Source organism: Acinetobacter sp. YH12086 (assembly GCF_013419345.1).
GTDB classification, from domain to species: Bacteria; Pseudomonadota; Gammaproteobacteria; order Pseudomonadales; family Moraxellaceae; genus Acinetobacter; species Acinetobacter amyesii.
Map to the genome: position 1 here is coordinate 46,081 of NZ_VPAF01000005.1, position 12,631 is coordinate 58,711.

At 37.0% G+C, this 12,631-nt stretch carries 6 protein-coding genes and 2 pseudogenes; 4 read left to right on the forward strand and 4 right to left on the reverse strand.

The window, feature by feature from the left end:
- The first annotated feature begins 17 nt into the window (after nucleotides 1-17).
- Together FTU29_RS07575 and FTU29_RS07580 are read left to right on the forward strand one after the other, a co-directional pair.
- Nucleotides 18-1,730 (forward strand): electron transfer flavoprotein-ubiquinone oxidoreductase, encoded by a 1,713-nt coding sequence (locus FTU29_RS07575; protein WP_180115484.1) that lies wholly within the window; start codon nucleotides 18-20, stop codon nucleotides 1,728-1,730.
- Nucleotides 1,731-2,112: 382 nt separating this feature from the next.
- A pseudogene (locus FTU29_RS07580) lies at nucleotides 2,113-2,942 on the forward strand (TIGR02391 family protein).
- A 30-nt stretch (nucleotides 2,943-2,972) separates the two neighbouring features.
- Here the strand turns inward: FTU29_RS07580 and FTU29_RS07585 are convergent.
- From FTU29_RS07585 to FTU29_RS07595, 3 genes are all read right to left on the reverse strand, one after another.
- Nucleotides 2,973-6,110 carry a type I restriction endonuclease subunit R gene (locus FTU29_RS07585; RefSeq protein ID WP_180115485.1) on the reverse strand — a complete coding sequence of 1,046 codons (3,138 nt, stop codon included), beginning with the start codon at nucleotides 6,108-6,110 and terminating at the stop codon, nucleotides 2,973-2,975.
- Between the two features lie 74 nt (nucleotides 6,111-6,184).
- Nucleotides 6,185-7,441: a restriction endonuclease subunit S gene (locus tag FTU29_RS07590; protein WP_180115486.1), complete on the reverse strand. Its 1,257-nt coding sequence runs from the start codon at nucleotides 7,439-7,441 to the stop codon at nucleotides 6,185-6,187.
- 1 nt (nucleotide 7,442) lies between these two features.
- Nucleotides 7,443-10,205, reverse strand: coding sequence for a type I restriction-modification system subunit M (locus FTU29_RS07595; RefSeq protein ID WP_180115487.1), 2,763 nt, complete (start codon nucleotides 10,203-10,205; stop codon nucleotides 7,443-7,445).
- A 197-nt stretch (nucleotides 10,206-10,402) separates the two neighbouring features.
- Between FTU29_RS07595 and FTU29_RS07600 the strand changes: the two genes are divergently transcribed.
- Together FTU29_RS07600 and FTU29_RS07605 are read left to right on the forward strand one after the other, a co-directional pair.
- Nucleotides 10,403-11,407, forward strand: a complete 1,005-nt coding sequence (locus tag FTU29_RS07600; RefSeq protein WP_121523161.1) for a hypothetical protein — start codon at nucleotides 10,403-10,405, stop codon at nucleotides 11,405-11,407.
- On the forward strand, nucleotides 11,404-12,021 hold the full coding sequence (locus FTU29_RS07605; protein WP_180115489.1) for a hypothetical protein: 618 nt from the start codon (nucleotides 11,404-11,406) through the stop codon (nucleotides 12,019-12,021). The genes FTU29_RS07600 and FTU29_RS07605 overlap by 4 nt, the downstream gene beginning before the upstream one ends.
- Before the next feature lie 60 nt (nucleotides 12,022-12,081).
- On the opposite strand, the pseudogene FTU29_RS07610 reads toward FTU29_RS07605, so the two are convergent.
- Nucleotides 12,082-12,546 (reverse strand): annotated as a pseudogene (locus tag FTU29_RS07610) (HNH endonuclease domain-containing protein); the annotation flags it as partial.
- Nucleotides 12,547-12,631 lie beyond the last annotated feature (85 nt).

Below are 12,631 nucleotides of genomic sequence, written 5' to 3' on the forward strand. Positions count from 1 at the left end.
TCCACAGAGTAAAAATCATGGAAGATATTACACGTGAATCGATGGAGTTTGACGTAGTAATCGTTGGTGCAGGCCCTGCGGGTCTTTCTGCAGCGATTAAAATCCGTCAACTTGCAATTGAAAATAACCTGAACGATTTGTCCGTTTGTGTCGTAGAAAAGGGCTCCGAAGTAGGGGCGCATATTCTGTCTGGCGCTGTGCTTGAACCGCGCGCGATGAATGAACTCTTCCCTGACTGGAAAGAACAAGGCGCTCCTTTAAATGTGCCTGTCACTGAAGACAAAACCTATTTCTTATTGTCTGATGAAAAATCTCAAGAAATGCCGCATTGGATGGTGCCAAAAACCATGCACAATGATGGCAACTATGTCATTTCATTGGGCAACGTGGTTCGCTGGTTAGGCGCTAAAGCTGAAGAATTAGAAGTATCAATATTCCCAGGCTTTGCAGCTTCAGAAATCCTTTACCATGAAGACGGTACGGTTAAAGGCATCCAAACTGGCGACATGGGCATTGGCAAAGATGGCGAACCGACGCACAACTTTACCCCTGGCTATGAACTGCATGCAAAATACACATTATTTGCTGAAGGCTGCCGCGGCCATCTAGGCAAACGCCTTATTTCTAAATTTGATTTAGATAAAGATGCTGATCCGCAGCATTACGGTATCGGTATTAAAGAGCTTTGGGAAATCGACCCTGCAAAACACAAAGCAGGTACGGTAATGCACGGTGCTGGCTGGCCTTTAACTGAAACGGGTTCTTCAGGCGGCTGGTGGTTATACCACGCAGAAAACAACCAAGTGACTTTGGGTATGATCGTAGACTTGTCATATACCAACCCGCACATGTACCCATTCATGGAAATGCAGCGCTGGAAAACACACCCGCTGATCAAACAGTTCCTTGAAGGCGGCAAGCGTATTTCTTATGGCGCGCGTGCAGTTGTGAAAGGAGGTTTCAACTCGCTTCCTAAATTCACATTCCCAGGCGGCTCGCTGATTGGTGATGACGCTGGCTTCTTGAACTTTGCAAAAATCAAAGGCTCTCACACTGCCATGAAATCTGGCATGCTGTGCGGTGAAGCAGTATTTGAAGCGATTGCTGCCGGTGTAGAAAAAGGCGGTGACCTTGCTATTGCCCGTGTGACCGAAGGTGAAGACTTCTTCGCTAAAGAAGTGACTGCATACACTGAGAAATTTAACAACAGCTGGTTAAAAGAAGAGTTATACAACGCTCGTAACTTTGGCCCTGCAATGCATAAATTCGGTACATTCGGCGGCGGCGCATTTAACTTTATCGATCAAAACATCTTTAAAGTGCCATTTACGCTGCATGACTTACAGCCTGACTACAGCGCAATGAAATCTGTAGAAGCGAACAACATGAAACCAGACTATCCAAAACCGGATGGCAAGTTAACGTTCGACCGCCTATCTTCTGTATTCGTTTCAAACACAGTACATGAAGAAAACCAGCCTGCTCACTTGAAGCTGACAGATGCCTCTATTCCAGTAAATGTGAACTTACCAAAATGGGATGAGCCTGCTCAGCGCTACTGCCCTGCTGGTGTTTATGAAATTATGGAAGAGAATGACGGTTTTAAACGTTTCCAAATTAACGCAGCAAACTGTGTGCATTGTAAGACTTGTGACATCAAAGATCCCTCTCAGAATATCACCTGGGTAACGCCTGAAGGCGGTGGTGGTCCGAATTATCCAAATATGTAATTTAAGATAGTTCTTGTGAGGAAGCTCACATATACCCATACATGTGGAGTTATAACTAGCTCTTCATTTTAATTTTTTAGGTAATCTCAGTGCCTTAGGGTGCTGAGATTGAAAATATAACTGCAGTATGGAATATAATAAAAAATTAACTCTTCAAAAAAAAGTATAATTATTTTTTATTCATTGGCTCATATATAAATTCAAGATAATTTTTTGCAAAAAAAAATGAACGGTTTTTAAATAATAGCTTTTTTTGAGGTGGTGGCAATTGAACTCACCCAAAATCCCCAAAGAAATCTAGCAATTAGAAAATTTGAAGTACTAGATTTTTACCCCAATTTACCCCATCATCTTTTCGAACAACAATTCTCTATTTATAAAAATGTTTAAAACAGAAAATTACTATCGTGTCGATTATTTAGGTGAAGAAGGCATTACAGAAACATGTCTATTAAGCCTGCACAATTTGATCCAAACTCATGCAGATCTAAGTTACGCCCTATTGCTGACAAGTGAACAATCTCATGCCTTTATCTTGAAAGATCTAACCGAAAATTATTATGTCATTCGCTCTGGCTTTACATCTTGTTATTCAGGTGAAGGACCAAAGGGTCTAGCAAAAGCATTAGCTCTTTTAAGCAAACATAGAATTGAAACTGAAGAAATTCTAATACCTACGAAGCTTCTCAATAGATTGAATAACTCATCATTAAATGATCAGGATATTGATTTTATTTTTCAGCAAAAAATCATTCGTCCTATTCGTCTGCATGATTATATTTATCCTTTCGAAAATGAAGCAGCCCACACTGTTAATTCAAAGCGTTACTACCCTTTAGAACTACCCTACTCGATTATTGATGACAGAATTTTTGACCTTGCTCTACTCTTTAAACAAGATCCCGACTCTGCTTTAACAAAAGCATATAAGCGTCTTGAAGATATTATTCGTACACGTACAGGTATCCGTGAGCATAGCACCAAGCTGTTTGCTCAAGTCTTTCAAGGGGAAATGCCATTCTCACTTGGGATGTACCAGAGAGTGCCGAGATCAAAGGTCGAGTAAATTTATTTACAGGTGCCTATATGGCTTTCCGGAACGCTCGTGCACATCGAGAGAAAGATGAAAACTTAATTCATCAGTACCGAGAGTTTCTATTAATCAATGAGTTATATCTACTAGAAGCTGAAGCAATAACAGAATCAAAATAAGACAAGGCCATTTGGCCTCGTCTTATATTACTATGTTAATTCTTTGCCGTTACTTAATATGAATTTTCGCAACATTGCATCCACTCGAATATTTACTTTGTGAGGAAGAATGGTTGCTCCATCTTTAGCTTCTAAATATTGTTTTGCTTTGACTTTATCTACCGTTGCTAGAAGCTCATCAAAACGTCCAAACTCATTAATATTATTTACAGTCACCTGCGTATTCATGAGTTGTCTTAACTTCGTTTCATCGAGTCCTAGTGCTTCTGCAAGATCATGAATTCCATCTTCTTGTGCTTGGAATTGATACTCAGTAATGTAATCCCTGAACGATTTACCAGCAACAAGAGTCACATCTCCACTCTGTACATCATGCAAGAAGATATTAGCAAACTTCTGTTCTTCGGCACTGAGCATTGCAAAACTCTTATGCAATTCATTTAACGCATCTTCAATAGAAAGTTCTAAATCACCATTACGCAGTGCTTTTAGATATTTATCAAAACGACTATTCATGTAGTCTGAATCGATTTTGTCTGTATCGATTTCTGTTAAATAGCCTTCTACTTCAAAAGGTATGCTCCCACCACCTGAACCGCCACCACCGCCATTCGAGAACAGTTCTTTATAACGCAGTGCCAGAACTAAGAAAGTTTGCTCATCCAACTTTAATTGAATCGTAAATTTCTTTTTATGCTCATCAGTAAATTCATAACTCAATTTATCCCATTTAAAGCCCTGAATTTTAGCCGCTTCAAGATATTCGTTGAGTTGTTTAAACAGTTTGGCAAATAAAGCACAGGACTGATCATCTTCTGGTAACTTCTCAAAATTAGACACATGGGCACTTTTAAATACGCTATCAATTTTTTCGAAGATGTCATTGATGTTTTTTAAATTGCTTGGCAATTTATCGACAAATAAAGCCAATGGCTTATCACCCGAATATAATTTTACCGCAGCGTCGATATTACGCTTCATGGTGTGCGGACGACGATAATAACGAATAATGCCAAATGGCTTATCTTTGCCAAACAAGCGATTGGTACGTGAGAAGGCTTGGATTAGATTTGCATATTCTAACATCTTATCCAAATACAGCGTGTTAACCCATTTTGAGTCAAAACCTGTCAGCATTTGATCCACCACAATTAACAGATCAAGCTGTTTTTCAGGCGTATTTTCGATGCGTTTATAGGCTTCTTTGTGTGATAGGCGATCTGCAATATCTCTCTTCATCTTGGCATGAGTAGCTAAACTAAAGTCCACACCATAAAGTGCATTGTAGTCTTGAATAATTTCAACTAAGCCATCCTGTTTAAAGGCAGCATTACCATTGTTATCAATATTTGGATCAAATAAGGCTGTGACTTTTAGCTCTGGCATCGACGTTTTAATCAGTCGATAGTACTCAATTGCTTCAGGAATACTACTGGTTGCAAACATGGCATGGAATTTATGATTTTGGCTAAACTGCATCCAATTGTCTTTAATATCTTCAACAACTTTATTGCGATGCTCAGTACGATGATATTGTGATGTTGGCAGATAGTCTTCGATTCCTTTTATGTATTTGCCAGACTTATCTATACGCCCTGCCATTTCAACTTGCTTACTGTCCATAAAGTGTTGATAGACTGCTTTTTTGTCAGGATCATCGATGGCTTCTTTTTCTGTATTGGCTTTTGCCTGATACAGTGCAACTTCTTTACGCAATTTAGAATCTTTATAGGTTGAAACCAAATAAGGGTCAAAACCTAAAACGTTTTTATCTCGAATACCATCTGCAATGCTGTAACGGTGTAATTCATTACCAAATACCGTTGCAGTGGTATTCATATTTTTTTCGTTTTCTTCCTGAATCGGCGTACCTGTAAAACCAAAGAATACTGCTTGTGGGAAGGTATCTTTAATGGTCATCAACATTTCACCAAATGTAGAGCGATGTGCTTCATCTACGATGATGACAATCCGTTTTTTATTGATCAGTTCAATGTCATGTGCATTTAAACCGCCATCTTCATCCTTAATATTACTCATTTTTTGAATTGAGCTTACGATCAAGACTTCATTTGGATTTTTACTTTTAAGTTTACTGACCAAGGCATGGGTATTTTCAGTGGCTTGGACAAAGTCTTCAATTTCAGCAAAGTTGTTATATTGCTCAAGTGATTGCACACCCAATTCAATACGATCCATTAAGAAAATCACTTTATCTGCATCTTTGCTCAGAGCAATCAAATGGGCTGCTTTAAAGCTGGTCATGGTTTTACCTGATCCAGTAGTATGCCAAATATAACCACCTAAACGATCTCGGCCATCCCATTCTATACTTGCCACTCGATCCGTGATTTCATGTACAGCAAAACATTGATAACTGCGCATCACTTTTAAAATACCATCAGTTTTATCCGCAATAGTATAAAAACCAATAAGTTGATGAGCCATGGGGATAGAAAGCAGATTCCCTGCAATATCTTTCCAATAGTTCACGGGTTCGTTATTAAAATCTCCCCAATTGAAATAGAAATCTGAGTTAAATGTGCCATCAGGTCCCGGGTTGGCAAAGTACCATGTTTCTTCTGGGTTCATTGCCACGAAGATTTGTACCAATGCAAACAAACCTGTAAAGATGCCCGAACGTGCATAGTTTTCAATTTGGTGTGCCGCTTGACTCACTGGCACGCCTGAGCGTTTTAGCTCGATATGAAAAACAGGCATACCATTAATGAGCAGCATTAAGTCGCCACGACGGTCATTTAAGATTTTAGATTTGGTTGGGAATTTGGGTTGTTGCGCAATTTGATAACGGCTTTTACCTGCGGCAATTTCTTGACGGTCGTAAATGGTTAAGCTGACTTCTTTACCACAATGTAGTTCATCATTTGGATTGTCACGTTTAATGGATACGGTTTTACCGTTAATAAATCCATTGAGGGCAAACGGTGTACGTAGCGTATTGATCTGTTCAATAATCTGATCCATTTCCCCTTGAGTTAAAGGCTGATTATTCAGTCGATCAATTTCTCGGTTATTTTGAAATAGGATCTTTGCCCAGTTATCAATCAGATCCTGTTCCGTTGGGTTTTTAATGACATCTTGCCAACCTTTTTTTAAAAGGAGATCAATGAGTGCTTGTTCGAATGCTGTTTCGCTTTTAAAAGTCATATCAAATTTAGTTTTATAAAGTCAGTATTTAGATTTTAAAAATCCCCCTTACATCAAGGGGGATATAGCAATTATTAAACAAACATTTTTTCTAAAAATGCTTGTTTCAGATTTTTTACAGTTTGGAGCTGTTGCTGGTGTAAATAGATCTTTTCATCAATTTTTTTGAAGAATTGACCTATTTTTTCCTGTTCAGCTGGCTCTGGGATTTTACAGGTAAATCCTAAAATCTTACTTGGAGAAGTATGCTTTACTGTCGTACCTGTTGCCGCTAGTACGATATATTTATGGTAGGATTTGGTCTGCAATAAATAGAATAAAAACTCTTTATCTAACTCTGAGTTTTCAAAATTAATTAGTCCTAATCGCTGATTATGAAGGAAGGTTTTTCCTTTAATTGATGGTAATAATGCAGGTAGACCTAAAGTATCACTTTCTTTACTTAAGTCAGTCATAGTTACAATAAGATCATTTTCCTTAAGGATATAATTCTTAGGAACTTCACCCTTATAGTAGATAAATTTTTCAGCTTTAAATCCACCACCAATCCTAAAGTTACCCGGCGTTAATAAACAATAATCGGTTTCTTTATCGCTAAAAAACTCACCATTAAATGCATAACCATGCTTAATCGAAATATAATCTAATAATTTTGAGCTATGCCAATCCCCACCAAAACCTTTTAAACGAATTTCAGGACGTTGAGCTCCCTGTTTTGGAAACATTTTTCCCAACATCGCTTTTTTAAAATTTTGGGTTTGAGCCAATTTCTTTTCATGTAAAGCAATTGATTGATCAAGCTTTCTGAACAAGTCACCAATAATAATCTGCTCTGATTGGTCTGGTAAAAAAAATGTGAAATTTCTAATATCATTAAGACTCAAATGAGGCACAGCAGTTTCAGTTTTGATTCCAGAAATATGACTTAAAAAGCCCTTATGTATATACTGGTAAATAAACTCACTTTCAACCTTATTACTCCTTACACGAGCAACTCGCTGAACTAAAAGTGCTGGTAAATCTTTTGAATTTATCTTAGCATAACTTTTCCCAATTAATGCACCATCCATTTGAATAACAATATCTTCGGCTTGTAGCAAATAGCGCTCTAAACCTTTTGAAGACGGCCAATATTTAGATAAATTAGCAGAGGTATCTAGATAACCTCTTTTGACATTCATTCCTCTTACTAGAAGAACACCACTAGATGTAAACTCATTGCTATCAAAGGGATTGCCTGTAAGCAAATCTGTACATTTGGCTAAACTTGATTTGAACCATCCGCCTACAAAGCCTATAAATCGCACCTCAGGGCATTTTTGCTTTTCCACATTACGCCCCTTTTAACAATGCTTGAAACTGTGCCAAACCTTGCATATCAAACTCATCACCTGTTAAGTCATCAATCAAGGCTGCAAGGCTATGCTCTGCCTCAGTCAGCTTTTGCGTGGTTTCCGTATAGGTCACGGCATACTTATCTGCCAAAGCCTGTACCGTATCGGTAAAATGCTCAATCACTTCATTCGGCAATGCCAAAATCGCAGACACAATCGGTTCAACCCACTTCGCTTCTAGCAACGCTTTCACTTGCGCTTCTTCTAAAGCTTCAATCGTGGTTTTGGTTAAAAGATGCAGTACAGCTTCTTCTTTACTAATCTGTGCTTTTAACTCTTTCTCTTGTGCAAGTAACTCATCGACCTGTACCAAAGTTGCCTCTAAACTGCCTTCTTCAAAACTAAAGCCTGAACGCAATTGCTTTAAATAGGCTTTTACTTTTGGTGCTGCATAAGTGCCATCTTTATTGGCTTCAATGTTAGACCACTTCACTTCCGCATGAGTTTGTACAAATTGCTCTTTTTGTTGCTTCTTCGGTTTAGGGTCTGTTCCTAAAAACTCAAGATATTCATTGAGTGCCACAATTTCAGGCGTTTCAATTTCCGCATAAGCTTGCTTTAACGCTTTAGCAATTTCAGCAGGCACAAATGCATCATTGGCTTCATTTAATAACTGCTCTTTATCTTCTTCAGATAAAGACTCCATCAAAGACTCGATCTCTGCACTCGCTTCTGCAAGTTCACGCTCTTTGACTTTTAAGGCTTCCAATTCTTTAGACAATAAACGTTGCTGTACTAGATCAAATGGCAATACATAGCCTACCCAACCTTCTTGTACTTCATGCTCTTTACCATCTTTCTTTTTAATCACGATATTTGGATTAACAATTTTGGCAGCATCCAAACCTTCAGATTGAATAATCTCCAAATCACCTGCAATACCTTGCCATTGATCATCTAAAGCTTGGTACGCCTGATATTTATCCACCAGTGGAATATCAGCTAAACGTTTAAAGATGTCCTTACTTAAAACATTTTCTTGCTGGGCAATATGCAAGCTTTGCATTTTGCCAATGAGTTCACCCTTCAAGTAATCCTTAAAATCAGCAAATGCGGTATTAAACTGAGTCACAAAGCCCTTCACATCTTGATGGCTGTGAATCGCTTGGCTAATTTCAGTCGTTGCTAAATTGACATAAGGCGTATCACTCTCGGCAAATAAGTCTTGGCGTAATTGTGGGAATGCCTTCCAATATGCACTGTGCGCATCAATTTCTTTTTTCGGAATACCGCCAAACATCGTGGCATAGATATCCCATGTTTCAGCCGTTGCTGAAGAGTCTACATAACGAGGAATATTCAGGTTGTAGCCCTGATCCTGAATTTCTTTTTGCGTCACTAGACGTGAGAACTGCTCAACATCTTTACGTTCAATCACAGCATCGACAATTTTCTTAATATTCGATGCTTGAAGATGGTTGTTTTTACCGAGCTTCACAAAGCCTTTAGATGCATCAACAATCAACACGTCTGTAGTTGGACGTTGTTGTTTTAAAATAAGGATGACCGTTGGAATACCCGTACCAAAGAAAATATTGGCAGGTAAACCAATAATCGCATCAATGTGGTTTTTCTTAATTAAATTGGTACGTATACGCTCTTCTTCACCGCCACGGAACAATACGCCATGTGGTAAGACAATCGCCATAATGCCATTTGGTTTTAAATGATATAAATCATGCAACAAGAACGCATAATCCGCCTTAGTTTTAGGGGCTAAACCGAATTCTTTGTATCGAGGGTCTGCATCTTTATTTGCTGGATCCCAGGCTTGTGAATATGGTGGATTCGATACCACTGCATCTACATAGAGTGGTTCGTAAGTATTGATGGGATCATTGTCTTCAAAAAATGGCCAGTCATCTTCTAAAGTATCAGCATTTCTCGCCACAATATTGGCAGGTAAAATACCACGCATCACCAAGTTCATACGGGTTAAGTTATAGGTATTCTCTTTTAATTCTTGTGCGTAGTATTTGATTTTATTGGCATCATTCACATGCTTCGCCACAGAACTACCAATATTAATCAGCAATGACCCTGACCCACTTGTTGGATCGTAAATTTTAATTTCAGGCTGGTCTTTTAAATGATGCGCAATAATTTCAGACATAAGCACTGAAACTTCATGCGGTGTATAGAACTCACCTGCTTTTTTACCCGCATTTGCTGCAAAAGAACCAATTAAGTATTCATAAATGAAACCAAGCACGTCATAGTCTTGCTTGTTATTCATTGGAATGACTTTGATCAGTTGCAACAAGTCACTGATCGCTTTGGTCTGGCTATTTGAGTTATCGCCTAATTTACTTAGACCTGTCTCTAATGTCTTGAAAATACCTTCAAAAACTTTTTTATGGGAACTATGAATGTGGCGTGAGAAAGCGGATAGCGCATCACGAACATCAGCAACTGTAAAGTCTAAGCCTTTATTGAGCCATGTTGAGAACAGGTCATCATAAGCGATGAAATAACCAATACCATTTTTAATAAATTCTACGGTTTCAGCATCTTCTTCTGTCAGTGCTTCAATATCTGACTGTGTAAAATCGTTCGCTTCTAAAAAGCTTTGTTCTTTATCGGAAAGAAACTTGTAGAACATGAACCCTAGGATATAGTCTTTATATTCATTTGCCTCAATCTTTGAGCGCATTTTATTGGCTGATTCCCAGATTTTGGAAGCGAGTTGTTGCTTGTTCATAGGGTTGTCTACAGTTCTTAAATAAGGTTAAAGCCTTTAATGACCAGAAGGCTTATGATGCCTGTATTCTCGTTGATTTGGGGGGTATTCTCAATAAGAACCGTCAAATAAGAAATATTTATAATTTTAAAGTGTTTTATATTTCATTAAATTTAATATAATATTTTCATGCATTTAACTTGAATGATACTCACAATATGGCAACTTTAGAAAAAAACTTAGAAATAGCAAATTTAGTATGTAAATTTGGGGATCACAATTTATTAGACTTATATAAAGAAGTTGTGGAGCCTTCATTTTTCAAAAACAAAAATCGAAAAGCTGGCAAAAGTAATTTCTATTTTGATGAAGTTTCATTGGTGAATCTAGGTGACGATATCCTAGGGGAGAAGAATACTCTTGCTTTAGTTGGCCGATTTGTTAAACAGACCAAACTTGAACGTGAGCAGTATCGTGATGCAGCTGGAAAGTTAGTAAAAGATAAGAAAAAACTTGATTCGGCACCTTCTGCGATTTTTGCTTTAATTTTAAACAACCATAGATTACTTTATGCTGCTGAAACGAAATATGCTCCAACTCCAGAAAATTTTAGAAGTACATTGTCATATTTTTTAAGAAATGAACAAATTAATTATAAAGATAGTTTACCGAAAGAAGAAAGAAATCCCTTTTTAAAAGAATTCCCAATTGTTGAGCTGACACTGACTCCGCTGACCAACCAAAAAACTTTAAATGAGAATATATACTTATTCAATAAGTTGAAAAAAGTTACATTTATTCTCAATGATCGTAATTCTGAAATTGATGGAGAGGATATGTTCCGTCAAATGCAAGAAACTTCAGATGAAGCTGGAGGTCAAGGAAAATTTGAAATTACTAATAACAAAGGTTTAAACCAAAAAGTTATTGCGAAAGAAGCTAATAAAGCAACTATACAAGGCAACCAAAATATTATACTTCTTGGTACTGACGCCACTGGAAAAAAATTAAAAATTGACAATGAAGATGTTAAAATTCAAACAACTATTGATGTCGTTCAAAATAATATTTTTGCTACCGTTGTACATATGTTTTCAGCCTTTACAAAACTTATTCAGTCCAAAGAAATTAAAGTCAAACAAACAGATGCGGAAACCCAAGAAATTCTAAATACTATTGATACAAATAAGGTTATGACAATCCATCAGAATGAGACCGAATGATGAACGGATTATTGGAAGAAAAAAATATTCGTGAGATCTATAAAAAATCCAAAGCTATACCTTTGTCAAATTTTAATAAGTTTTTCCCAATCCTACTCGGCCTATTCTTTTTCTTCATCCTTATAATTAATAATGTAAGCATTGAAACAAGTTACACTAAAATTAACGAGTTGGTTTCTTTCTTGTTTTCATCATTATTTGCAACATTAGGTTTTTTAGTAGCTGGATATACAATATTTTGTACAATAACTCCCTTAGATTTACAAAAAAAAATGATTGAATACACTGATAACAAATCTAAGCTAATTTTTTTTAAGAAAGTTCATTTTACATTTATTAGAGTATTCATTTATTTTATAATATTCAGCTTCTTATTGTTTATTATATATTTTTTTAAAGACCTAAATTTAAGTTTAGGAAGCGATACTTTTAAAATAGATACCCTAAGGGACATCTATAAATACACTAACTATTTAGTTCTTACATTCTTAGTAGCTGGTACTACTTTTCTATTTTGCGAACTTAGCTCATTTATTTTCAATATTTATAATTCAGTTGCTACAACTTTGCACTGGTTGATAAATATTAAATCTGATTCCAATAAAGACCATTAAATATATCCACTGATAGGAGTAAGGGGTTACACCTTATGATTATCGACTTGCATATTAACTTCAATCAATTGATCCCCAAAACCACATCAAGTAATTATTTTCTTTTCCCTGTGCATAAGCCCACTCCGCCACTTTATGCGACCGCTCCTTATCTGTCAGAAAACCAAGCACTGAGATCCGATCCACAATAATCAAATCGTGTTCTTCATTGCGCTACTGCCATTTATGCAAAAACTCATCTGATGCCAGTAAATTACTTTTCTTAGAATTGCAACTTGAGTCCGCAAGCACAAAATTATGCCCTGTATCCGATGAATACATTGACCAAGGGATAAAATGATCGACGGCATAACGACCTTTCCGCATCGATTTATTGCAGTAGAAACATTTGCAATCTTGTAACTCAACTAAGATATTTGCCACTGCATTTAATTGGTTACGACTTGGCTCAAACATGAATTGTTCAAGGTTAGGTAACTGATTCAAAATCGGTGCATTACTACTGTTCTTACGGATGTAGTCTATCTTTCCATATCAACGTTTAACGATGCTTGTGCAAACTCATCCGCATGTTGATTGTAATAATCTATTGTTTTCATTCTTAGTACTT

Coding starts and splice junctions, on each gene's coding strand:
- FTU29_RS07575 (WP_180115484.1), top strand. CDS start 18: ATGGAAGATATTACACGTGAATCGATGGAGTTTGACGTAGTAATCGTT.
- FTU29_RS07585 (WP_180115485.1), bottom strand. CDS start 6,110: ATGACTTTTAAAAGCGAAACAGCATTCGAACAAGCACTCATTGATCTC.
- FTU29_RS07595 (WP_180115487.1), bottom strand. CDS start 10,205: ATGAACAAGCAACAACTCGCTTCCAAAATCTGGGAATCAGCCAATAAA.
- FTU29_RS07600 (WP_121523161.1), top strand. CDS start 10,403: ATGGCAACTTTAGAAAAAAACTTAGAAATAGCAAATTTAGTATGTAAA.
- FTU29_RS07605 (WP_180115489.1), top strand. CDS start 11,404: ATGATGAACGGATTATTGGAAGAAAAAAATATTCGTGAGATCTATAAA.